Raw genomic sequence first — 22,710 nt, forward strand, 5'->3', positions numbered from 1 at the left:
CCGGTGGCCGACACCCCGCGCACCGAGCGACTGCGCGCCCTGCTGCTCCAGCGGCTGCGCGAGGCCGCGCGCGTGCTGCTGCCCATCGCACCCGAGACGGACGACCCCTACGAACTGCTGGATGCCCTCGCCGAGTCCGTGCGCGACACCCCCGCCCACGACCGCCTGTGGCTCCTCTTCACCGCGACCGCCGGTGCCTTCCCCACACCAGCCCAGTTCGAGTCGCTGCGCCGCCGGCTCGTGCTCTGCCGCCCCGGCGAGGCCCGCTCGACGGTGCTGGAGGAGACGCTCGACGCCGCGAGCGCGGCGGGCGAGTGGGAGCGGCCGCTCCGCGTGGTGGAGGGCGTGACCGTCGTCGACGTCAACTTCTGCGCCAAGTTCGTGCACAACACCGGGATCCAGCGCGTGGTGCGCGAGGTGATCCCGCACCTCCTCGACGTCGCGACCTCGCCCGTGGAGCTCGTCGCCTGGACGCGCCGCTCGGGGCTCTTGCGCGGTCTCACCGCCGTCGAACGCCAGCGCGTCGTCGCCTGGCGCGAGCTCGCCGCGGGGCAGGCGCCGGAGTTCGCACCGCAGCCCGAGGAGCTGATCGTGCCGTGGCACTCCCGGGTCTTCCTGCCGGAGGTTCCGGAGCCCGCGCTCGTGGAACGCCTGGCGGCGCTCGCCGAGTTCTCGGGCAACCGCGTCTCGCTCATCGGGTACGACACGATCCCGATCGCGAGCGCCGATCTCGTCGCCGCGAGCGAGGCCGAGCGCTTCGCCCGCTACCTCTCGGTCGTGAAGCACGCCGACGAGGTGGTCGCGATCAGTCGCTCGGTCGCCGATGAGTTCGGGGGCTTCCTGGACGCGCTCGCCGCGCAGGGGCTCGCGGGGCCGCGCGTGACCGCCGTTCCGCTGGCCGCGGACGTGCCGCCGCAGACCGGGGAGGCGCCCGCGGAGACGCCGGTGCCGGTGATCCTGTCGGTCGGCAGTCACGAACCGCGCAAGAACCAGGACGCGGTGCTCTTCGCGGCGGAGCGACTGCTCGCGGAGGGCCACCGCTTCCGGCTCGTCTTCGTCGGGGGCGGCAGTCGCACGCGCACCCTGCCCTTCGACCGGCACCTGCGCGAGCTGCGCGCCCGCCACGGCTGGAACATCGAGTCGGTGCGCGGGATGCGCGATCGCGAGCTCTGGCAGCTGTACCGCTCGGCGCGCTTCTCGGTTTTCCCCTCCCTGCACGAGGGCTACGGCCTCCCGGTGGTCGAGTCGCTCGCTCTCGGCACCCCGGTGCTGACCGGCGACTACGGCAGCCTCGCCGAGATCGCGGCGAACGGCGGCTGCCTCACCGTCGACCCGCGCGACGACGACGCGATCACCGACGGCATGCGCGCCCTGCTCACGGATGACCAGCTCATCGCCCGCCTCACCGCCGAGGCCGCGCGCATCCCGCCACGCAGCTGGCACGACTACGCGACGGAACTCTGGTCGGCCGGACGGCTGGGGGAGCACTCGTGATCTCGCGCAGCGCCCTCGTCGCGCGCCTCGCGCTCTGCGCGGAGACGCTCGGGGCGACCCCGATTCCGGCGGGCGCGTCGGTGGAGTTCGCGGTCGGCTCCCTCTCGACCGGGCTGGGCGCGCCGCGGGCCGAGACGAGCTACCTGCTGCTCGCCGTGCTGCGGGCGGTCATCCCGCAGGCGGAGGAGGTGGTCGTGTTCGAACGTCGCTGGCGCCTCGACGGCGCGCCCGCCGTGCTCGAGGCCCTCGTCGCGCGCGTGCGGCGGGAGGAGCTGCGCCGCCCGCTCAGCGCGCCCACCGTTCAGGTCCTGGGCGGCACGATCGTCGACGTGCACGACACCGCGCACACGACTTTCACGACGGGGATCCAGCGCGTGGTGCGGTCGACGCTCGCGCAGTGGGCCGGCGTGCACGCCCTGACCCTCGTCGCCTGGACCGCGGGCTTCACCGCCCCCCGGTTGCTCAGCCCCACCGAGCGCGTTCTCGTCGATGGTGGTGCCGAGGGCGTCGAGAAGACGCTCGTGGTCGTGCCGTGGAACGCCCGCTACGTGCTGCCCGAGATCGCGACGGATGAGCGGCGCGCGTCGCGCCTGCGCGCGATCGCGCTGTACTCGGGCTCGCGCGCGGTGGCGGTCGGTCACGACTGCATCCCCATCACCTCCGCCGAGACCGCGGGCGGCGGCATGCCGGGCGGATTCGCGCGCTACCTCTCCGCCCTCGCCGAGTTCGACGCGGTCGCCGCGACCTCCGGCTCCTCCTCGGCCGAGTTCTCCGGCTGGCGGCGCATGCTGGGCGGCGCGGGCCTGCGGGGACCGGAAATCCGGATCGTCGGGCTGCCCACCGCGGACGGGGTCGCGGCGTCACCGGACGCGGCCGCCGAGCTCATCGCCGCCGGCGTCGACCCCGCCGACCGCCTGGTGCTCGCGGTCGGCAGTCACGAGCCGCGCAAGAACCACCTCGCCCTCCTGCAGGCGGCCGAGCTCGCCTGGCGCGATGGCGCCCGGTTCACGCTCGTGATCGTCGGCGGCAACTCCTGGGACGCGGGCGGCTTCCACCGGGCGCTCGACGCGGCCCGGGCGCGCGGACGCCGGGTCATCACCCTCTCCTCCGCGCCCGACACCCTCGTCTGGGCCCTGTACGGCCGGGCGGAGTTCACGGTGTTCCCCTCGCTCAACGAGGGCTTCGGGCTTCCCGTCGCCGAGTCCATCTCGCGCGGGGTGCCGGTGATCACCTCCGACTTCGGCAGCATGCGCGAGCTGGCCGAGGGGCGCGGGGGGCTGCTCGTGGACCCGCGGGATGACGCGGCGCTCGCGGCGGGCATCCGCACCCTGCTCGACGACCCCGAGCGCCTCGATGCGCTGCGGGCCGAGACGCACTCGGCCCCGCGCCGCGGCTGGGCGGAATACGCCGCAGAGCTGTGGAACGCGGTCGAGGGCCAAACCGCATAGGGTTGAATTCGGCCTCACCCGTCGCGCGCCCCACCGGCCTCCCAGGAGCATCATGAAAGTCTTCGTCCAGGTCCCGTGTCTCAACGAGGAGCAGACCCTTCCCCTCGTGCTCGCGGGCATCCCGAAGCAGATCCCCGGCGTGGACGAGATCGAGATCCTCATCATCGACGACGGTTCGACCGACCGCACCCTCGAGGTGGCGGCCGAGTTCGGCGTCACCCACTTCGTGCACCACGTGCGCAACATGGGCCTCGCCCGGTCGTTCCGCGACGGCATCGACTACGCCCTGCGCCACGGGGCCGACATCGTGGTCAACACCGACGGCGACAACCAGTACCCGCAGGAGCGCATCGCCGACCTCGTGCAGCCGATCATCGCGGGCGACGCCGACATCGTGATCGGTGACCGGCAGACGCACACCATCGAGCACTTCTCGCCGTTCAAGAAGCTGCTCCAGCGCGTCGGCAGCACGGTCGTCAACATCGCTGCGAGCACCGACCTGCCCGATGCGGCGAGCGGGTTCCGCGCGTACTCGCGCGCCTCGCTCTACCGGCTGAACGTGGTGACCCAGTTCAGCTACTGCATGGAGACGATCATCCAGGCCGGCAACAAGCGCATGAAGATCGCGAGCCTGGCGATCGACACCAACGCGAAGACCCGGGAGTCGAGGCTGTTCAGCTCGATGGGGCAGCACGTGGTGAAGTCGGCCGAGGCGATCCTGCGCAGCTACATCATGTTCAAGCCCTTCGCGCTGTTCGCCTGGCTCGGGGTGCTGCTCGTCATCGCCGGCCTGGTGCCGTTTGTGCGCTACGCGATCCTCATCGGCGTGGGCGACGGCGGCAACCACCTGCAATCCCTCATCGTCGGCGTCGTGTTCTTCGCCGGGGCCATCATCGCCTTCGCGCTCGGCGTCCTCGCCGACCTCCTCCGCACCAACCGCATCCTCCTGGAGGAGACCCTCGAGCGGCTGAAGGAGCTCCAGTACGACGCCGCAGAGGTTCGTCGGTAGGCGTGAACGGTTCGCGTCCGGTGATCCCGCCGCGCACCGAGCGGCGGTTGCGGGCTGCTCGCCGCTGGGCGCTGCGCGGGAAGGCGCCGCTCTACGGTCGCCGGGTCAGCGCCCCCGTCGCCGCCCGACGCCTCGCCCGGCGGGTCGCGCGCCTGCCGGTGGTCGGGCTCCTCGCCGGTGCACTGCGGCGGGTGCGGCCGTGACCGCGATCGTCGTCATCGCCCCGGATGACCGGCCGGCGGCCGCACTCCTCGCCGAGCTTCCCGCCGGGGCGGTGCGCGTCGACCCGGGGCACGCCGCCGCGGCGCGTCTCGATGCCCTCACCCACGGCGACGTGCTGATCGACCTGGCGCCGACGGTGGCCACCGAGGTGCGCCAGCGCGGGTTCGACGTGGCGAGGAACGCGGGAGCAACGGTGATCGCGGCGTTCGCCGCCGACGACGCCGACCCCGACTCCGCCTTCCTTTCGTCGAACGACATCGCCCTCGTGGAGAGCCACCCGCAGGAGTGGGCCCTGCGCGCGAGCTCGGGCGCCCGGGGGGTGACGCCCGCCATCCGGGTGATCCGCCCCGGTGTCGCGATCGAGGCGACCGGGCATCGCGCGGAGGGCCTGGTGGTCGCGAATCCCGCCGACCGTGGCCGGGCCGAGCGCGTGGTCGATGTGGTGCGGCGCGTGCACCCCTGGGTCCGGCTCGAGTTCGTGGGCGAGCATCCCCACGACATCGGAGGGGCGTCCTTCGTGCTCGCCTTCGGCGACGCGCGGCTCGCCGCCGCCGCGCTCGCGGCGGGACGGATCGCGATCGTGGACGACAGCGGCGCGGCGCGCGAGGCGCTGGGCGGCCACGCGGACTACGCGCACTTCGGCACCGTGGTCGAGCCCGCAGAGACGCTGCTCGCCTACCTCGACGCGCCCGCCCGCCGCGCCGAGCGCGAGGCGCAGATCGCGCGCGACTTCTCGGCGCCGTCATGGAACGACTGGGCCCGGCAGCTCGCCGATCTGGTGGAGCGGCTGCCCGCAGCCCGGCAGATCGCTGCGCGTCCACGGCCGGAGCGGCTGCAGTGGGTGTTCATCAGCAACGTTCCCGAGTCGTTGCGGCGCACGATCGCCCTGCTGGATGACCGGGTCGACTGGGTCGCGGAGTATGTGGTCATCGCGCCCGAGTCGCTGCGGGCGGCGATCCTCGCGATTCCGGCGGGCCGCGACATCCGCTTCGTCGCCGAGGAGGGACTGCTCGGTGACCGGCTGGCGGAGTTCCGCGGCGCCAGCCACACGCGCAAAAACTGGATGCTGCGGTCGCGGATCCCGTCGCTGCCCGCGATCGACGACGAGTTCATCATGCTCGACGACGACAACCAGCCCGTTGCGCCTATCGCGCTCGACGTTTTCCTCGACCCCGACCGTCGCTATCGAGCCCACTACTTCTACGAGTTGTCGCGCTGGCCGCACCGGGTGACCGACTTCGACCGCGCGCTGCACACGAGCCTCGTGCTGCTGCGCGCCAGGGGAATGGAACTGCTCGCCTACGCCTCCCACCAGCCGCAGATCATCAACCGCGGCGTGTTCGCCGAGGCGGTCGAGTTCGCCGAGCGGAATGCTGACGGGGGCGCGATCGAGGAGTGGAGCATCTACTTCAACCTCCTCGCCTCGCGCTACCCGACGCTCGTCGACAAGACGCTCTACCGGTCGCTCGGGTGGCCGCAGACCCCGGCCGCGTGGGCGGCGGCGCACCCGCCCGCAGACCTCCGATTCGAGAACTACTACCCGGAGTCCTACGAGGGCGACACCGCGCTGCTGGATCCCTCGATGAGCGCGGCGGAGAAGCAGCGGGCGCTGGAAGCGATCGAGGCGCCGTACGCCGAGAGCCGACGGTTGTTCGAGGAGCTCGTGCCGGTCATCCGCCAGCGGGAACTCGCTCACGGGGCGATGGTGTTCGAGCGCGGCGCGGACGCGCTCATCGTGACGGGAGTGCCGCAGGTGCTGGTCGCGTGCGAGGACGCACCGCTCCGCATCCCCCTGGGGTTCGCGCGACTGGGAGCGCACGGGGGCCCGGACGCGCAGTTCTGCTATCGGGTGCTCGGGCAGGACCTCAGCCACGGAGTCTCGGTCGAGGACGCCCATGCGCCATCGCCCTCCACCTCGACGGGGCTGATCGAGATGGCGTTCCCGGGGGCGGTTCTGCCGGCTGGGGTCTACGCCCTGGAATTCTTCGCCCTGCTCGCCGGTGAACCGGTGTTTCCGCCCGAGATCGTCTACCGCTCGCGGCTGGTCGTCGCGGCGCGCGGAGAGCGGCTGAGCGACGCTCTCGCGCGACTGTGACCTCATACACTTCGTAGCGTGCGCATCCTCGTCTTGAGCAATCTGTACCCTCCGCGGGTGCGGGGCGGATACGAGCTCGCCGCATTCCACATCGTGCAGGAGCTCGAGCGGCGCGGCCACGAGGTCGACGTTCTCACAGGGGCGACCGAACAGACGATCCCGACGGGCGACGCCAGGGTGCACCGACTCCTCGACGTCGCCGCCTACCCCGATGTCCCGCCCCCGGGCCCCGTCATCGAGCGGATGATCGTGCACCGCTCCCGCGTGTCGAACCTCACGAACTCGCTCCTGCTGCTCGCGGCGCTGCGCCGAATCCGCCCCGACCACGTGCTCGCCTTCAACGTGCTCGGACTGGGCGGACTCGCGATGCTCGACACGCTCAATCGGGCGGGGGTGCCGTGGACTCTGAGTCTGGGCGACAAGATTCCCACCATGCTGGCCGACCTGACGACCGCGCCGATCATCGAACTGTTCGGGGCGAAGGGGCCGCTGTACGCGGCCGGCCAGATCGCTCCCATCAGCCAGACGGTCGCCGACGAGGCCGCGGCGGAGGGGATCGATCTGGGTCCGTCGGTGCGGATCATCCCGCGCGGAGTGCCCCAGCGAGAGGTGCGCCGCACCCGCCGTTGGCCGCACGCGGGACCGGTGCGATTCGTCGCCGCTGGCACCATCAACGAGCAGAAGGGCAGCGGAATCGTCGTCGCCGCGGCGCGGCTGCTGCGCGAGCGCGGCTGCGACGACTTCAGGGTCGACGTGTACGGCGGCGGTGAGGTGGAGGCCTTCGAGGCCCGGGCCGCTGCCGAGGGGGTCGCCGATCGGGTGACCTTTCACGGTGCGGTGCCGCAGGAGCGGGTGATCGTGGAGAACGCTGACGCCGACGCGTTCCTGTTCCCGACTTGGGAGCGGGAGCCGCTCGGCAATGCCCCCCTCGAGGCCGCCTCCGTGGGATGCGTCCCGATCCTGACCGCGAGCTGCGGGGCGGCCGAGCTGCTCGTCGATGGCGTCCACGCCATCAAGGTCCCGCGCACGGCCGAGCATTTCGCGGAGGCCATGCAGCGGGTCTGCGAGGGTGAGGTGGACCTCGCTCGACTGTCTGCCGCGGGCATCCGACTCGCCGCGGGACCGCTCTCCCTCGCCCACTCGGTCGACACGCTCGAGGAGTTCATGCTCGCTGGGGGAAGACCCGGCTGGGAGGCGGCCGCGCTCGACTCCGCGCAGCTCGGCGCTGCCGTGGTCGCGAACGACCGGGAGGCGACTCGCCTTCTCTACGATGACTGTGAGACGAGGGACGGTATCCGATGACGCCGGAAGAATATTACGGGGTGAACGAGGTCGGCGGGACAGCGCTCTCCCTGCCGCGGCGCGTGGCGTGGCGGATCGCCCGGCCCTGGCTGGCGGCGTTGCTGCAGCGCAATCTGGCTCTGCGCGAGGAGGTCGTGGCCGTTCGGAAGGATCTTCTGGCCACCAATCGCCGGATCGACTGGCTGGAGGAGCGGTTGAGTGCCGCTGGTGCGAGCGACGGCGGCGCGGCGGATCGCGCTGCGGGTGCCGCCGCTACTGGGGAAGGCGCTGGCGCCAGCTGAGTTTGTCGGCGGCCTTCACGCAGCAGACGACGAGCGTGAGCCAGGCGTACTCGGTGAGGATGACGCTCTCGGCGAGGGAGGTCGCCACGAGCGTCACGAGCACCAGCGCGAGCCAGACATAGGCGCGACTGCGATGCTGGGACGCGATGATCCACGATCGCACGAAGGCGAGCCCGATCAGCACGAGGAACGCGATCAGCCCGACGACGCCCAATTGGAACCAGACGTCGATGAAGGCGTTGAGCGCCGACGGGGGTCGCGCCGCGTGCGCGACGACGATCGCGTGGAACGGTTGAAGCTCCAGCTGCCAGGGGCCGATCCAGCCCCACCCCTCCAGCGGGTGCGCGCTGATCCGCTCGGAGAGCTGGTGCCAGATCGTGTCGCGATAGCGCACCTCGGTGCCGAGCCCCGCGAACGCCACGACGCGCGCGCGGTAGTAGGAGATCGCCGCGATCGCGGAAACCGTGACCACGAGCAGCCCGACCTGGGCGACGCGCCGACGGTCGGGCTTCATCCGTCGGAGCCCGAGGAGGGCGAAGGAGGCGAGGCCGAGGATGGCGAGCACGCTCACGCTGACGGGCGACTGGGTCAGAGCGAGGGTGACGGCGGCGGCGACCACGGAGAGGATGCCCAGGCGGCGTGACACGGATCGTGTGAACAACTCGGTGCCGAAGGTCACGAGCGCGATGAGCGCCGTCAAACCGAGCTGGTTCCGTGACCCCATCACCCCCTGGATCGGCCCGAGCGACGCGATGTCGCCCTGAATCCCCAGAAAGCGAAGCGGTGTGTCGATGAGGATGCCCGAGAACACCTCGAGCGCGAGACTCACGCCGAGCACCACCCGCAGCACGTCTCCGAAGGCCCGGACGATCTGAATGGGATCGCGGCCGAGGGCGATGATGACGCCGAGCACGGTGAAGGCGAACTGGTACCCCACCCCGCCGAGCGTCGCCCACTGGTACTGACTCCACAGGATGGTCGTCATCGTCCAGCCCACGAAGACAATGAGCGAGATCGGAAGCAGGCCGCGCCACTCGATGTATTCGCGGCGGGCGATGATCGAGCCGACCGAGAGCAGGACGAGCCCGGCGAGGACCCCGACGAGCCCCGGCCACCCGATCAGTCCCCGAATCAGGCCCGAGAAGAAGGCCGCCCCGATGGCCGTCGAGGTGAGGGCGGCCGTGAACCGACTGGAGCCGAGAACGGCGACCGCCGCATCCCGTGCTGCCGCTGAGGGTCGGGGAAGAGTCATTGTCCCACCCAAACTAGCCCATGGCGGTCCGCGCCTCTGCCCGCGCCGAGGTCGGGGCACGACGAGGAGCTACCGCATACTTGAGGGTGAACCATGACTGACCTCACCACCGTCCCGCGCCGTCGGCGCTGGCGCGACCCCGCGATCGCGGTCTCGTTGCTCGTGCTCGGCGCGATCGTCTCGTACCTTCGTCTGCCACCGGCGTTCCGCCACGCGCTGTGGGCAGAGGACGGCATGCGCTTCCTCCAGCAGGCGATCGACGACGGTGGATACGCGACAGTCTTCCATCCCTATCTCGGCTATCTGCACGTGGTGCCCCGGCTGGTCGCGAACACCGTCCTGGTCACTGTGCCGCTCGCGGACTACGCGAACGCGATCGCCATCGTGTGCTGCGTTCTCACGGCGGGCGTCGCGGCGCTCGTCTTCCTCCTCAGCCGGGATACGCTGCCCTGGTTGCCCGCGCGCCTCGCGCTGAGCCTCATCACGATCATGGTGCCGCTCTCGGTCGATCAGGTGCTCGGCAACACTGCGAATTTTCACAGCTATCTGCTGTGGCTGGCTCCGTGGTTGCTCACGGGGCTCCCACGAACGTGGCGTGCGTCCGTCCTGCTCGCGCTCGTGGCCTTCCTCGCCGGGGCGACCGAGATCCAGATGCTCCTGTTCCTTCCGCTCGCGCTCGTTCATCTCCGCGCCCGCAGGTCGTGGCCGGTCGTCGGCGCCCTCGTTCTCGGGCTCGGAATGCAGGTCGTCACGACGCTCGCGTTTCCGCGGCCGCCCTCGGTGGCGGGGCCGCCCGGTGTCGCGTCGGTCATCCAGGGCTATCTCACCAACACGGTGCTTCCCCTGTTCGTGAACTCGCCGCGGGTGATCGGTCGCGTGATGTCGGGGCACGGCATCCTGCTGGCGTTCGCGCTCTTCGCCCTCTTCGTCGTGTGCGCGGTGTTCGTCCTCATCGCGGGCACGGTGATCCAGCGCGCGCTCGCCGTCGCCCTGCTCGTCGGGTCGATCGTCGCGTTCAGCGCCGGGTACTACCTCAACCCCAACACCGGTGCGTTCTACGCCCTGTTCCCCACCGCGCGGTGGCTGAGCTCGACGCCGCTGCTCCGCTACGGCGTCGCGTCGGGCATGCTGCTCGCGGCGCTCGTTCCGCTGGCCGCCGCCGTTCTCGTCACTGCGAGATCAGCGCGCTCGGCACGGTCGGCGGGGTCGGCGACCACGGTGGGTCGTGCTCCGCGCGCGGCTCGCCTGGGCGCGGTGGCGATGCTCGCGGTCGCCGCCGTGGTCATGACGGGGGCGGCCGCCTTCTCGGTGCCGGTCCGTCAGCCGACCGCGCCGCCGTGGGCGACCCAGGTCGCCGCGATCCACGAGCGCTGCCTGACCCTGCCGGCCTCCACTCGCCTGCCGGTGTACTCGCCTCCGCGCCGGTGGCACAACGAACTGAGTTGTGCACTCGTCCTCGGGAAGGGCTGACGCCCCGCTCACACGTCGACGGTGTCCGACCGCCGGATGGGCAGCTTCGTGGTCACGGCGCAGATCGTCAGTAGCAGCAGACCGTACTCGATGAGGAGGCGGCTCTCGGCCGTGCTCTGCACCAGCAGCGCGACGAGCAGCAGCAGGGGCAGCAGTGACGCCGCCGTGTAGTGACCGGGGTCGGCGAACGACACCCGCTGGCGATCGACGGCCAGCTGCCAGGAGCGCACGAGCGTGCTGACCACGAGGCAGCCGAAGACGACGAGCCCCAGGATGCCCAGCTGCAGCCACACGTCGAGCCAGGCGTTGTGCGCGTGCAGTTGTCGCACCCCGCCCGCCGAGGCGAGGTTCTTGAACGGCTCGATGAACGGCACCCAGTAGCTCACCCAGCCCCAGCCGAAGGCGGGACGCTGCTGGGCGAGGTGGATGACGTTGGTCCAGATGCCCACGCGCCCGGTGAGGTTGTCGCCCTTGCCGAGCAGCGCGAGCAGCTCGGTGTGGAATCGGGCGACCACGAGGGCCGCGACGCCCGCGAGGAGCGCGAGCACGCCGTAGACGGTCAACCGGCCGCGCGGGCTGTCGTAGCGGCGCGCGAGGAGCACGGCGATCACGACGACGGCGAGCACGGCGATCGCGACGATGATGGTCGCGGAGCGCGTGCAGGCGACGCAGAGCGCAGCCACCGCCAGCCAGACGATTCCCCAGGCGATGCTGACCGTGCGAGACGCCAGCTGGATCCCGAACACGATGAGCCCCAGCAGTGCGACCATCGCGAGCAGGCTGGAGTTGCCGACGATGCCCTGGATCTTGCCGCCCGCGAGAAAGAGGTCGCGCGACCAGTAGTCGAGCATCGGAAGCTTCTGGCCGGCCTTGTAGCCGTACCAGAACGGCAGCAGCGGCGCGCGCAGCACGACACTGACGAAGAGCTCGAAGACGACCGAGAGACCCAGCACGAGCTTCAGGGCGGTGCCCAGGTGGCGCACGATCTCGGCGCGGCTGAAGGTGGCCGCGATCGCGATGCCGGAGGTGACCGTCGAGATCGTGGTGAGGGTGCCGAGCGCGGTCCAGCCCGGGTAGTCCGACCACGCCGTCGACAGGGCGCACAGGGCCACGAAGATCAGCAGGGGGTACGGCAGCTGGTTCACGCGCCACAGGTGCCGCTGTCGTACCAGCAGGATGACCGACACCACGATCACGAACGCGGCGATCGCCGCGAAGCCGTACCAGCTGATCGAGTACCGCCACGCGTCGCCCGCGAGGGCCGTGAAGAAGGCGAGGACCGCGAACGCCCGGAGGAATGCGCGATTCTCGATCATGTTCCCGAGGGTATACGACTGGGGGCTACACGAACGCTGCGTGTCCGGTGATCGCGCGACCCACGATGAGGGTGTTCATCTCGCGAGTGCCCTCGTAGCTGTAGATGGCCTCGGCGTCGGCGAAGTGCCGGATGACGTCGTTCTCCAGCACGATGCCGTTGCCGCCGAACAGCTCGCGGCACCAGGCCACGGTCTCGCGCATCCGGCTCGTCGTGAACTCCTTCGCGAGCGCCGAGTGCTCGTCGCGCTGCCGCCCCTCGTCGAGCATCGTCGACACCTGCGTGACGAGGGCGATCGACGAAGTGATGTTGCCCAGGCTCTTGGCCAGCAGTTCCTGCACGAGCTGATGGGCGGCGATCGGTTTGCCGAACTGCACGCGCTCACCCGCGTACTTCACGGCCGCCTCGTAGGCGCCGACCGCGTTGCCCACCGCCGCCCAGGCGACCTCCGCCCGGGTCAGCCGCAGCACCGCGGCCGTGTCGCGGAACGAGTTCGCGTTCTGGAGGCGGTGCGTCTCGGGGACGACGACCCCGTCGAGCACGATGTCCGCGTTCTGCACGATGCGCAGGGACTGCTTGCCCTCGATGCGGGTGGCGGAGTATCCCGGAGTGCTGGTCGGCACGAGGAAGCCCTTGACCTGTCCGTCCTCGGTGCTCTTCGCCCAGATGATCGTGACGTCGCTGATGGAGCCGTTGCCGATCCACCGCTTCGCGCCATTGAGGATCCAGCTGTCGCCGTCGGGGGTCGCCGTGGTCCGCAGACCCTGGGCGGAGTCGGATCCCGACAGCGGCTCGGTGAGGCCGAAGGCGCCGAGCAGCTCCCCGGAGGCGAACTTGGGCAGCCACTCCGCGCGCTGCTCGGGCGAGCCGGCCACCGCGACCGAGCCCATCACGAGCCCGTTCTGCACCCCGACGAGGGTCGCGACGCTCGCGTCGACGCGGGCGAGTTCCAGGGCGGTCCAGCCGCGGAAGACCGCCGAGTTGGGGAACCGCTGCGTCTCGGCCCACGGGAGGCCGAACATCCCGAGGGCGGCCAGCCCCTTCACCGCGGGGGCGATGAACTCGGCGCGCTCCCAGTGGTCGTTCACGATCGGCTTGATCTCGGTTTCGAGATAGTACCGCAGCTCCATCAGGAGGTCCTTCTCCTGCTCGGTGAGGGCACTCTCGAAGCCGTAGAAGTCACTGATGAGGGGCTCGAAGGACATTGTCACGCTCCATTGCTCGTCTGAATCCGAGCGCCAGCCTAGGTCGGAGGCGAGGCGGGTCGAACTCGGTTGGTACTTTGGTCTAAATCGGGTGCGAGGAGACCGCTGGATGTTTGTAGGCATTACCAATACGCCGCGCGACTACGCGTGGGGGTCGGCCGGCCGGATCTCCGAACTCCTCGGCCATGAGGCTCCCGGGGGACCCGAGGCGGAACTCTGGCTCGGCACCCATCCCGGGTCGCCGTCCCGCGTCGTGCGGCCCGCAGAGGCGGGCGGGGCGAGCACACTCGGGGAGCTCACGCGACTGCCGTTCCTGCTCAAGGTGCTGGCCGCCGACGCACCGCTCTCCCTGCAGGCGCACCCCTCCCTCGAGCAGGCCGCCGAGGGCTTCGCGCGTGAGAATGCGCTCGGGATCGCCCTCGACGACCCGGCGCGCAACTACAAGGACCCCCTGCACAAGCCCGAGCTGCTCTGCGCGCTCAGCGACGAGTATCACGCGCTGTGCGGGTTCCGTCCCGTCGCCGCGACCCGCGACCTGCTCCAGCCGCTCGCCGCCGACCCCGCGGTCTCGGCACTGCTCGACCGGCTCGTCGACGACGCCTCGCTGCCCGCCGTCTTCGAGTGGTTGATCTCGCGCGGGCCGGGCGTCGACACCCTGGTCGAGCGGCTCGTCGCGCTCGCCGAGACCGCGCCGGGCCTCGAGTTCGAGACGGTGGGGATGCTCGCGCGCGCCTACCCCGGTGACCCGGGGATCGCCATCTCGCTGCTGCTCAACCGGGCCGTGCTGACCGCGGGGCAGGTGATCTACCTGCCCGCCGGCAATATCCACGCCTACCTGAAGGGCGTGGGCATCGAGCTCATGGCGGCGAGCGACAACGTGATGCGCGGCGGGCTGACGCCCAAGCACGTCGACGTGCCCGAGCTGCTGCGCGTGCTCGACTTCACCCCGCTGCCGGTGCCGCTGCTGGCGGGAACCCGGCCGGAGGCGGGGGTCGAGGTGTTCCGGCCCGATGTGCCCGATTTCGAGCTCGTGGTCATCCGCCCCGGGTCCGCGCACGCGGACTTCACTCCGCCCGCCGACTCGATCGTGCTGTGCACGGCGGGGGAGGCGGTGATCGCGGGGGCGAGCGGCTCGCGCGCGATCTCGCGTGGCGAGGCGCTCTACGTCACGGCCGACGAGGGGAGCCTGGGATTTTCGGGCGATGCGACCCTGTTTCTGGCGACGTCGGTGCTGACGGCTCCGCGGGGCGCCTGAGCCGGCTGCCATTTTTCTCAGGGAGCGGGATCGCTCCGCCACGCGATTCTCTGAGGCGACGGTTATTGTGGTCGTCGGCAAGATGGCGCGTTCCCGGCAGTGCAGCGTTCGCAGGCTTCTGCTCCCTGATCCCACAGACCGTTTGGACCCCCGTGACGCCGAGTGATACCGCCGCGACAGGTGCCGCGTCCCCGGTCGCGGTCAGCGTCGTCGTTCCCACGTTCAACGAATCGGGCAACGTCGTCGAACTGGTGCGGCGCATCCGGGCGGCGACCGTCGGGATGACCGCCGAGATCATCTTCGTCGACGACTCCACCGACGAGACCCCCGCCGTGATCGCGGCCATCCCCGACGACGGCCGGGTGCCGGTGCGCCTGCTCCACCGGGTCGAGCCGACGGGCGGGCTGGGCGGGGCGGTCATCGCGGGGATGCGCGCCGCCGCCCACGACTGGGTGCAGGTGATGGACGGCGACCTGCAGCACCCGCCCGAGATGATTCCCGTGATGGCCGCCGCCGCGGGCACCGGCCTCGCCGACATCGTCATCGCATCGCGGTACCGAGGCGAGGGCGAGGCCGCGGGACTCTCGAGTCCGATTCGGCACCTCGTCTCGCAGGCCTCCACGCTGCTCACGCGCGCGATGTTCCCGTCCCGGATGCGCGACTGCACCGATCCCATGACCGGGTTCTTCCTCGTGCACCGGCCGCGTGTCGCGATCGACCGGCTGCAGCCGCGGGGCTTCAAGATCCTGCTCGAGATCCTGGTGCGCCAGCCGCACCGCATGCGCGTGCTGGAGGAGCCCTTCTCCTTCGGACGCCGCTTCGCCGGGGAGTCGAAGGCGTCGGTCACCCAGGGGGTCCGGTTCCTGCGGCAGCTCATGGCGCTCCGCTTCGGGCGGGCCTCCGCGTTCGCGGTGATCGGCGTCATCGGGGCGCTCGCCAATCTCGCCATCGTGTGGCTCCTCACCTCCCTGGGTATGGAGTACCTGATCGCGGCGGCGATCGCCGCCGAAGTGACGATCATCGCCAACTTCATCCTTCAGGAGCACTTCGTGTTCCATGACCTCCTGCACGGCGCCTCGCACTGGCGCGTGCGCTTCGCGAAGTCGGTGATCTTCAACAACGTCGAGGCGGCGGTGCGCATCCCCGTGCTGTACGTGATGGTGACCCTCTGGGGCATCGCCGCCGTGCCGGCCACCGCGGTGACGCTCGCGCTCGCCTTCGTGGTGCGATTCACCTACCACTCGAGAGTCATCTACGCACCGGGTCGCACCCCCGCTGCGGGCACGGTGCCGGTCGGAGATGAGGATGACGACGACAGCGATCTGCCCGTCATCCGTCGGCACCGATCGGCATCCGACGAGGCCTGAGGCACGAAGGGGTGCGCGCGCACCGCTCACCCGGCCGCGCGCGCGCCGAAGGTCCGCCGGTACGCGGTCGGGGTGGTCTGCAGCACCCTGACGAAGTGGTGGCGCATCACGGCGGCGGTGCCGAACCCGGTGGTGCGGGCGATCGCCTCCAGATCGACGTCGGACTCCTCGAGCAGCTGCTGGGCGCGCAGCATCCGCTGGCGGTTCAGCCACGCGGCGGGCGTCGTACCGAGGTCGGCGCGGAACCTCCGGGCGAAGGTGCGCGACGACATGAGGGCGCGGCGGGCGAGCTGGTCGACGGTGAGGTCGTCGGCGAGGTGATCGAGCATCCACTCGGTCACGGCGGCGAGGGAGTCGCTGGGGGACTCGGGCAGCGGCGCGGCGATGTACTGCGCCTGCGAGCCGTCGCGGTGCGGTGGCACGACCATGCGCCGGGCGACGACGTTCGCGACCGAGGCGCCCAGTTCCCTGCGCACGAGGTGCAGTGCCGCGTCGATGCCGGCGGCCGTCCCCGCGCTCGTGATGACCGTGCCGTCCTCGACGAACAGCACGTTCGGGTCCACCCGGGTGTCGGGGTAGCGGGCGGCGAGCCGGTCGGCGTGCATCCAGTGCGTCGTGGCGCGGCGCCCCGCGAGGATGCCCGCCTCCGCGAGCACGAACGCGCCGCTGCACACGCTCAGCACCCACGCGCCGCGCGCGTGCGCCGCGCGGATCACCTCCAGGAACCGCGGGTCGACGTGGTCGGTCGTGTGCGCGCTCACGGCGACGAGGTCGGCGTCGGCGGCCACGTCGAGACCGGTGGGGATGACCATGTCGTAGCCGAGGCTCGTCCGCACGGGGCCGGGGTCCGCCGTCGCGATGTGGAACTCGAAGGAGGGTCCGCCCATCTCCGAGCGGTCGATGCCGAACACCTCGCAGATGACCCCGAACTCGAAGGGTGCGGTTCCGGGGATGGCGAGGAGCACGACCTTGCGGAGCACGGCGACGACCTTTCACGGGAGGGTGACGCCCGCCACTCTGGCACGAGTGGCAGTACTTCGCAATTCGTGGATGTTCTGCCACGGTCATCCGCACCGGCACGACCCGCGCGGCGCCCCGGCGACACCCGCCCCGCGACACGGGTGCAGGAAGTCGGGACCGACCGATACCGTTGAGCCATGAGCTGGATGGTCACAGGCGGAGCAGGGTACATCGGGGCGCACGTGGTGAGGGCGCTCGCCGACGCGGGGATCGAGCCGGTCGTCGTCGACGACCTCTCGAGCGGGCACGCCACCTTCGTGCCCGCGGGCGTGCCGTTCGTGCACGGCAGCATCCTCAACGGCGGCCTGCTCATCGACGCGATCCGCGAGCACGGCGTGACCGGTGTCATCCACGTCGCGGGCTTCAAGTACGCGGGCGTCTCGGTGCAGCGTCCCCTGCACACCTACGAGCAGAACGTCACCGCGACGGCCGTGCTGCTGGGCGCGATGGCGGAGTCTGGCGTCGACCGCGTGGTGTTCTCGTCGAGCGCCGCCGTCTACGGCACCCCGCCCGGAGCGATCGTGACCGAGGAGACCCCGAAGGCGCCGGAGTCGCCCTACGGCGAGTCGAAGCTCATCGGCGAGTGGCTGCTGCGCGATCAGGCCGTGGCCACGGGTCTGCGGCACACCTCCCTGCGCTACTTCAACGTGGTGGGCAGTGGCGACCCCTCGATCTACGACTCCAGCCCGCACAACCTCTTCCCACTCGTGTTCGACGCGCTCGTCGAGGGCCGCACGCCGCGCATCAACGGGGACGACTACGACACACCGGACGGCACCGCCGTGCGCGACTACATCCACGTCGCCGACCTCGCGGCCTCCCACGTGGTCGCGGCGCAGCGCCTCGACGCGGGGGAGCCCGTCGAGCCCGCCTACAACCTCGGCAGCGGTGACGGGGTGTCGGTTCGCGAGATCATGAGCGCGATCGCGCGCGTCACCGGGATCGACTTCACCCCGGAGATCGGGCCGCGCCGATCGGGCGACCCCGCGCGCATCGTGACCAAGGGCGATCTGGCCGCCCGCGACCTCGAGTGGCGCATGCGTCACAGCCTCGACGACATGGTCGAATCGGCCTGGGCGGCACGCCGCGCCGCCGTCGTCTGAGCGGCTTCGTCCGCTCGCGCAGCCCGCGTCACTCGTTCGGGGGACACGGCGCGCCGAACCTCATCCGCGGGTCGAAGGTTTTATCATCGGCGACTTGACTTGAGGGGAACTACACCGATGTAATTACCTTACGGCGATGGGGGATTTCCTTATCCCACTGCCCGAGGGGAGAGAGTGCATGGCGACCAGCGAGTATCGCCCGTCCGTCCCCGACAACTGGTTCGTTGATCCGGTGCGTCTCGGGGTTCCCGGGGTACGCCCGGCCGTCATCGAGGATAACCCGCTCGCCTGGCAGACCGACTCGCTGTGCGCGCAGACCGACCCCGAGGCGTTCTTCCCCGAGAAGGGTGGATCGACCCGCGACGCGAAGAAGATCTGCTCCTCGTGCGAGGTGCGGTCGCAGTGCCTCGAGTACGCATTAGAGAACGATGAACGTTTCGGAATTTGGGGCGGACTGTCGGAGCGGGAGCGACGCAAACTGCGAAAGCGCGCCTAGTCTCGACTAGATGCACGCCAGAGTCACTGCGATCCTTGTCGCCCGAAACGGGGCCGGCTCCCTGACTCGCACCCTCGCCGCACTCGACGCTCAGACGCGGCGGCCCGACTCGCTCATCGCGGTCGACATCGCCTCGACGGACGGCTCCGCGGGCATTCTCGGTGCCTCGGTCGCGAGCCAGGTCATCGCCACGAGTCACGTGCGCGGCTTCGGTGCCGCTGTCGCGCAGGGCGTCTACAACGCTCCGCCGCCCGAGAGCGACGACGAATGGTTGTGGCTGCTCGGCCACGACAACGTGCCGGAGCCGACCGCCCTCGCCGCGCTCCTGGGCGCGGTCGAGATCGCCCCCTCCGTCGCCATCGCCGGGCCCAAGCTCATGCGGGCCGACGAGCCCGACACCATCGCCGAGTACGGCGAGACCCTCACGCGCTTCGGCGCAGCCATCGCGCTCGTCGAGAACGAGCTCGATCAGGCCCAGTACGACACCCTGAGCGACGTGCTCGCCGTCGCCGCCGCGGGAATGCTCGTGCGCCGCTCGGTCTGGACGGCGCTCGGGGGCTTCGACCCGGGACTGCCCTCGGCGGATGCGGGACTCGATCTGGCGGTGCGGGCCCGGCTGGCGGGCTGGCGCGTGGTGGGCGTGCCGAGCGCGCGCGTCGCATCGGCGGGGCCTGCGGAACTCTTCGGCCGGTCATCCGTGCGGGTCGCCGCGCTCGTGCGCATCCGTCGGGCGGCCCAGCTCCACCGCCGCATGGTCTACTCCCGAGCCGTCCTCCTGCCGCTGCACTGGCTGCTCCTGCTGCCCCTCGCGCTGCTGCGCTCGATGGGCCACCTGATCCGCAAGCAGCCGGGCGCCGTCGGCGGCGAGATCGGCACGGCGGTCCGCACCGCCTTCTCCGGTTCGATCGCCCCCGCCCGCCGCAACCTCGCACGCACCCGCCGGGTGGGCTGGAAGGCCATCGCGCCCCTGCGGATGACCAGCGCCGTGGCCCGCGAGCGTCGTGCCGGGCGGCGCGACCCGGGCCTCGTCGACACGGTCGGCGGCGGAGTCCTGCCCCGCGATCGCGCGAGCTTCCTCTCCGGCGGGGGGATCTGGGTGATGCTCCTGGCCGCGGTCATCGGCGTCGTCGTGTTCCTGCCGTTCCTCGGCTCGAGCGCCCTGAGCGGCGGCGGACTGATCCCGCTCTCGCCCGACATCGCCTCGCTGTGGGCCCGGGTCGGCTACGGCTGGCAGGACGTGGGCGGCGGTTTCGTGGGCGCCTCCGACCCCTTCGTCGCCGTGCTGGCCGTCCTCGGCTCGCTCACCTTCTGGTCGCCCTCGCTCAGCATCGTCGTGCTCTACTTCCTGGCCCTCCCGCTCGCCGCCGCGGGTGCCTGGTGGGCGGCCACCCGGGTGAGCGAGCGAGCCTGGCCGCCCGCCATCGCGGCGCTCGTCTGGGCGGTCGCACCCCCCTTCCTGAACGACCTCAGCACGGGGCACCTCGGCGCGGTCCTCGTGCACATCCTGCTGCCCTGGTTCGCCTTCGCGCTCCTCGCCGCGGCCCGCAGCTGGTCCGCCTCGGGGGCGGCCGGGCTGCTGTTCGCCGCGATCGCCGCCTCAGCACCGTCGGTCGTCCCCGCGCTCGTCCTCCTCATCGTCGTGCTCACCTTCGCGCGTCCGACCGGTGCGCACCGCACGATCGGCGTGATCATCCCGGCCGCCTTCCTCGTCACACCCCTCGTCGCGGCCCAGGTACTGCGCGGCACCCCGCTCGCGCTGCTCGCCGACCCCGGGATGGTGGTGACCTCGAGCCGGGCATCCGGCTGGCACCTGGCCCTCGGCTCGCCCGACGCCTCGCTGAGCGGGTGGGATGCGGTCGGCCGCCTGTTCGGCCTGGATGCGGCACCCGGCTACCTCGTGGCCGCCGCCCTGCTGCTGCCCTTCGCCGTCGTCGCGATCGCCGCGGTGTTCCTTCCCGGCGCGCGCCGGGCCATTCCCGCGCTCGCGGTCGGTCTGCTTGGATTCGTGACCGCCGTCGCGGCGACCCACGTGCAGCTCGTCTCGACGGCCGCGCACCCGGTCACCCTCTGGCCCGGGGCCGGGCTGAGCCTCTACTGGCTGGGGCTCACCGCCTCCGTCGCGGTCGGCCTCGACGCCTTCCGGCGCGGCGTCGTGCTGCCGGGACTGCTCATCGCCGTCGCCTCCGTCCTCGCGGTGGCGCCCCTGCTCGCGGCGGTGCTCGTCGGATCCTCGCCCGTGCGCGCGAGCGACGGCACCCTGCTGCCCGCCTACGTGAACGCGGAGGCGAGTGGTCGGCCGCGGCTCGGCACGCTGGTTCTCACCCCCACCGACTCGGGCGGCATCTCGGCGCGCGTCGATCGCGGCACGGGCACGACCCTCGATCAGCTGAGCACGCTCGTCTCCACCCGCGGGTCGCTCTCCGCCGCCGAGGCCGCGAACGCCCGGCTGGCCGGCAACCTCGTCTCGCGCAGCGGGCTCGACGTGACGGCGATCATGAAGCGCGACGGAATCCGCTTCGTCCTGCTGCGGCCCGCGGCCGACGGATCCGCGGGCGAGGTGTTCCAGCGCGCGACCGAGGCGCTGGGGGGCAATGACCAGCTGACCCCGATCGGCAACACCTCCCGCGGCACGCTCTGGCGTTACGAGGCACTGCCGCTCAGCGGCCTGGCGGCGGAGCCGCCCTCGGCGGGACTCGTGGGAACGGGCATCCGCCTCGCCCTCGCCGTCGTCTTCGTGGCGACCCTCTTGCTCGCCATACCGACGGGCCGCGGGCGGCGACGGCTCGCCTCCCGTGCGGAACGCGACGCGCCGGCCAGCCTGGGGGAGGATGACGATGCCTGACGAGAGAGAAGCACCTCCCGAGGAGATCGTTGTGATCCCCTCCGACGACGGCGATCTCGACCCGCGCACCCCGCGCGCGAAGCCCACCCTGCGCGGTGCGGCGATCGTGAGCGCTCGCGTGATCGCGGGATTCGTCGCCATCGCCGTGGCGGCGGCCGTGATCGCCGCGGCGGCGCTCGTGCCCCTGCCGAGCATCCGGCACGGCGCGCCCAGCGCGATGATCACCCCCGTGCCCACGCAGCAGCAGCTCACCTGCCCCGGCGGACTCCTGCGTCTCTCCGACGCCTCGGGCGCCGGTGCCACGCGCGTCTCGGCGCTGGGAGCACCCGCCGTCACGAGCGGTGCGACCGCCGGCAGCGTGAGCGTGACACCGTTCACCCAGTCGGATGCCCACACGAGCGGTTCCTCCGCCGCCCCGCAGTTGGTCACCGCGGCCGGCACGCCCGGGGCGAGCTCGTCCCCCCTCGTCGCCGCCGCGCAGGCGCAGTCGATCAACACCGAGGAGGCGTTCGGGCTCGCCGCTGCGGCGTGCGTCGCGCCGTCGAGCGACGCCTGGCTGGACGGCGGATCGACGGCCATCGGCCGCACGACGCTCGTCTCGCTCTCCAACCCCTCCGAGGTCGACGCCACGGTGACCCTGCAGATCTTCGACGAGAAGGGTCCCGTCACCTCGCCCGGAATGAGCGGCATCGTGGTGCGGCCGCACGGTCAGCGCGTGCTCTCCCTCGCCGGCTTCGCACCCTCCGTCGGAGCGCCCGTCGTCCACGTCACGAGCACGGGCGGCCAGATCGTCGCGGTGCTGCAGCAGTCGACGATCCGCGGCCTCGCCCCCGGCGGCGTCGACATCGTGTCGCCCCAGCCCGGGCCGGCGACCCGCACCGTGCTCACCGGAATCTCTCTCGAGGGCGGCGCCGCGGTCGACGCGGTGCTGGGAACGCGCGGCTACGAGGATCTCGCGCCGGTGCTGCGCCTCTTCGTCCCCGGCTCGAAAGACCTGACCGCGACGGTCTCGGTCATTCCCGAGAGCTCCAGCGCGAAGGCGAACTCCTTCCCCGTCGACGTGACCGCGGGGCACGTGACCGACGTTCCCTTCGATGACCTCTCGGATGGCCACTACACCTTCGTCGTCACGACCACGCAGCCCGTTCTCGCCGCCGTGCGCGTGTCGACCGTCGGCTCGGCCGCGGTCGGATCCCGCGCCGACTTCGCCTGGACGCCCGCGGGCCGGCCGCTCGGTGCGGTCGCCCTGCTCGCGACTCCGCTCGGGCAGGCGAGCATCCTGCACGTCTACAATCCCGCGCCGCGTGCCGCGACCGTCACCGTGACCGCGCAGGGCGCGCCGGCGACCCGCCATCAGATCTCGGCGGGTGGGGCGATCGCGATCGTGGAACCGCCCGGCAGCAGCATCCGCCTCGATGGCCCGGCGGGCCTCTACGCGGCCGTCACCGGCAGCACCGACGGGGGAGTCTCCGCGTTCGCGGTCACGCCCGCGCAGGCCGCGTCGACACCGATCCGCGTCTACCGCTGAGGCAAG

General features: G+C 71.4%; 18 protein-coding genes. 14 read left to right on the top strand and 4 right to left on the bottom strand.

All coding sequences use genetic code 11. The features are described 5' to 3' along the window. Window positions 1-3 precede the first annotated feature (3 nt). From G3T37_RS08230 to G3T37_RS08260, 7 genes are read left to right on the top strand one after another with little or no spacing between them, the layout of a single operon-like run. Window positions 4-1,494 (top strand): glycosyltransferase, encoded by a 1,491-nt coding sequence (locus tag G3T37_RS08230; RefSeq protein WP_163473013.1) that lies wholly within the window; start codon window positions 4-6, stop codon window positions 1,492-1,494. Further along, window positions 1,491-2,942, top strand: coding sequence for a glycosyltransferase (locus tag G3T37_RS15295; protein ID WP_163473014.1), 1,452 nt, complete (start codon window positions 1,491-1,493; stop codon window positions 2,940-2,942). Before G3T37_RS08230 ends, G3T37_RS15295 begins: the two co-directional genes overlap by 4 nt. A 52-nt stretch (window positions 2,943-2,994) precedes the next feature. Beyond that, a complete protein-coding gene (locus G3T37_RS08240) occupies window positions 2,995-3,951 on the top strand; it encodes a glycosyltransferase (RefSeq protein ID WP_163473015.1) in 957 nt (318 codons plus the stop codon). A 2-nt stretch (window positions 3,952-3,953) separates the two neighbouring features. Then, window positions 3,954-4,154, top strand: a complete 201-nt coding sequence (locus G3T37_RS08245) for a hypothetical protein (RefSeq protein WP_163473016.1) — start codon at window positions 3,954-3,956, stop codon at window positions 4,152-4,154. Beyond that, complete coding sequence (locus tag G3T37_RS08250; protein ID WP_163473017.1) at window positions 4,151-6,268, top strand: hypothetical protein; 2,118 nt, start codon at window positions 4,151-4,153, stop codon at window positions 6,266-6,268. Before G3T37_RS08245 ends, G3T37_RS08250 begins: the two co-directional genes overlap by 4 nt. An 18-nt stretch (window positions 6,269-6,286) precedes the next feature. Continuing rightward, on the top strand, window positions 6,287-7,570 hold the full coding sequence (locus tag G3T37_RS08255; RefSeq protein ID WP_163473018.1) for a glycosyltransferase: 1,284 nt from the start codon (window positions 6,287-6,289) through the stop codon (window positions 7,568-7,570). Beyond that, complete coding sequence (locus G3T37_RS08260) at window positions 7,567-7,851, top strand: hypothetical protein (RefSeq protein ID WP_163473019.1); 285 nt, start codon at window positions 7,567-7,569, stop codon at window positions 7,849-7,851. Before G3T37_RS08255 ends, G3T37_RS08260 begins: the two co-directional genes overlap by 4 nt. On the opposite strand, the gene G3T37_RS08265 is transcribed toward G3T37_RS08260, so the two are convergent. Beyond that, window positions 7,823-9,103: an O-antigen ligase family protein gene (locus tag G3T37_RS08265; protein ID WP_163473020.1), complete on the bottom strand. Its 1,281-nt coding sequence runs from the start codon at window positions 9,101-9,103 to the stop codon at window positions 7,823-7,825. The genes G3T37_RS08260 and G3T37_RS08265 overlap by 29 nt on opposite strands. A 93-nt stretch (window positions 9,104-9,196) precedes the next feature. Between G3T37_RS08265 and G3T37_RS08270 the strand changes: the two genes are divergently transcribed. Then, window positions 9,197-10,573 carry a hypothetical protein gene (locus G3T37_RS08270; RefSeq protein WP_163473021.1) on the top strand — a complete coding sequence of 459 codons (1,377 nt, stop codon included), beginning with the start codon at window positions 9,197-9,199 and terminating at the stop codon, window positions 10,571-10,573. A gap of 8 nt (window positions 10,574-10,581) precedes the next feature. On the opposite strand, the gene G3T37_RS08275 is transcribed toward G3T37_RS08270, so the two are convergent. Beyond that, window positions 10,582-11,889 carry an O-antigen ligase family protein gene (locus G3T37_RS08275; protein WP_163473022.1) on the bottom strand — a complete coding sequence of 436 codons (1,308 nt, stop codon included), beginning with the start codon at window positions 11,887-11,889 and terminating at the stop codon, window positions 10,582-10,584. Window positions 11,890-11,914: 25 nt separating this feature from the next. After that, complete coding sequence (locus tag G3T37_RS08280; RefSeq protein WP_163473023.1) at window positions 11,915-13,093, bottom strand: acyl-CoA dehydrogenase family protein; 1,179 nt, start codon at window positions 13,091-13,093, stop codon at window positions 11,915-11,917. A 109-nt stretch (window positions 13,094-13,202) separates the two neighbouring features. Here G3T37_RS08280 and manA point away from each other — a divergent pair, with 109 nt between their 5' ends. Both manA and G3T37_RS08290 read left to right on the top strand, forming a co-directional pair. Further along, complete coding sequence (manA, locus tag G3T37_RS08285; RefSeq protein WP_163473024.1) at window positions 13,203-14,348, top strand: mannose-6-phosphate isomerase, class I; 1,146 nt, start codon at window positions 13,203-13,205, stop codon at window positions 14,346-14,348. 152 nt (window positions 14,349-14,500) lie between these two features. Then, entirely contained in the window at window positions 14,501-15,715 is a 1,215-nt protein-coding gene (locus G3T37_RS08290; RefSeq protein ID WP_338401219.1) for a glycosyltransferase, read from the top strand. 26 nt (window positions 15,716-15,741) lie between these two features. Here G3T37_RS08290 and G3T37_RS08295 read toward each other — a convergent pair whose 3' ends face one another. Continuing rightward, entirely contained in the window at window positions 15,742-16,695 is a 954-nt protein-coding gene (locus G3T37_RS08295) for a helix-turn-helix domain-containing protein (RefSeq protein WP_163473025.1), read from the bottom strand. A gap of 177 nt (window positions 16,696-16,872) precedes the next feature. Between G3T37_RS08295 and galE the strand changes: the two genes are divergently transcribed. The 4 genes from galE (at window position 16,873) to G3T37_RS08315 (ending at window position 22,704) form a co-directional block, all read left to right on the top strand. Further along, the gene (gene galE, locus G3T37_RS08300) at window positions 16,873-17,838 is read left to right on the top strand and encodes a UDP-glucose 4-epimerase GalE (protein WP_163473026.1); all 966 of its coding nucleotides are present in this window, start codon (window positions 16,873-16,875) and stop codon (window positions 17,836-17,838) included. A gap of 178 nt (window positions 17,839-18,016) precedes the next feature. Then, window positions 18,017-18,334 carry a WhiB family transcriptional regulator gene (locus tag G3T37_RS08305; protein ID WP_163473027.1) on the top strand — a complete coding sequence of 106 codons (318 nt, stop codon included), beginning with the start codon at window positions 18,017-18,019 and terminating at the stop codon, window positions 18,332-18,334. A gap of 10 nt (window positions 18,335-18,344) precedes the next feature. Further along, the gene (locus tag G3T37_RS08310) at window positions 18,345-21,176 is read left to right on the top strand and encodes a glycosyltransferase family 2 protein (RefSeq protein WP_163473028.1); all 2,832 of its coding nucleotides are present in this window, start codon (window positions 18,345-18,347) and stop codon (window positions 21,174-21,176) included. Continuing rightward, window positions 21,169-22,704 carry a DUF5719 family protein gene (locus G3T37_RS08315; RefSeq protein WP_163473029.1) on the top strand — a complete coding sequence of 512 codons (1,536 nt, stop codon included), beginning with the start codon at window positions 21,169-21,171 and terminating at the stop codon, window positions 22,702-22,704. The genes G3T37_RS08310 and G3T37_RS08315 overlap by 8 nt, the downstream gene beginning before the upstream one ends. Window positions 22,705-22,710: the final 6 nt, after the last annotated feature.

Origin of the sequence: Galbitalea soli (assembly GCF_010686725.1) — a bacterium.
GTDB lineage: Bacteria > Actinomycetota > Actinomycetes > Actinomycetales > Microbacteriaceae > Galbitalea > Galbitalea soli.

Excerpts from the sequence above, each read along its gene's own strand:
- G3T37_RS08305 (WP_163473027.1), top strand. The coding sequence starts at position 18,017 with ATGGCGACCAGCGAGTATCGCCCGTCCGTCCCCGACAACTGGTTCGTT.
- G3T37_RS08240 (WP_163473015.1), top strand. The coding sequence starts at position 2,995 with ATGAAAGTCTTCGTCCAGGTCCCGTGTCTCAACGAGGAGCAGACCCTT.
- G3T37_RS08265 (WP_163473020.1), bottom strand. The coding sequence starts at position 9,103 with ATGACTCTTCCCCGACCCTCAGCGGCAGCACGGGATGCGGCGGTCGCC.
- galE (WP_163473026.1), top strand. The coding sequence starts at position 16,873 with ATGAGCTGGATGGTCACAGGCGGAGCAGGGTACATCGGGGCGCACGTG.
- G3T37_RS08310 (WP_163473028.1), top strand. The coding sequence starts at position 18,345 with ATGCACGCCAGAGTCACTGCGATCCTTGTCGCCCGAAACGGGGCCGGC.
- G3T37_RS08270 (WP_163473021.1), top strand. The coding sequence starts at position 9,197 with ATGACTGACCTCACCACCGTCCCGCGCCGTCGGCGCTGGCGCGACCCC.
- G3T37_RS08260 (WP_163473019.1), top strand. The coding sequence starts at position 7,567 with ATGACGCCGGAAGAATATTACGGGGTGAACGAGGTCGGCGGGACAGCG.
- manA (WP_163473024.1), top strand. The coding sequence starts at position 13,203 with ATGTTTGTAGGCATTACCAATACGCCGCGCGACTACGCGTGGGGGTCG.
- G3T37_RS08315 (WP_163473029.1), top strand. The coding sequence starts at position 21,169 with ATGCCTGACGAGAGAGAAGCACCTCCCGAGGAGATCGTTGTGATCCCC.
- G3T37_RS08275 (WP_163473022.1), bottom strand. The coding sequence starts at position 11,889 with ATGATCGAGAATCGCGCATTCCTCCGGGCGTTCGCGGTCCTCGCCTTC.
- G3T37_RS08280 (WP_163473023.1), bottom strand. The coding sequence starts at position 13,093 with ATGTCCTTCGAGCCCCTCATCAGTGACTTCTACGGCTTCGAGAGTGCC.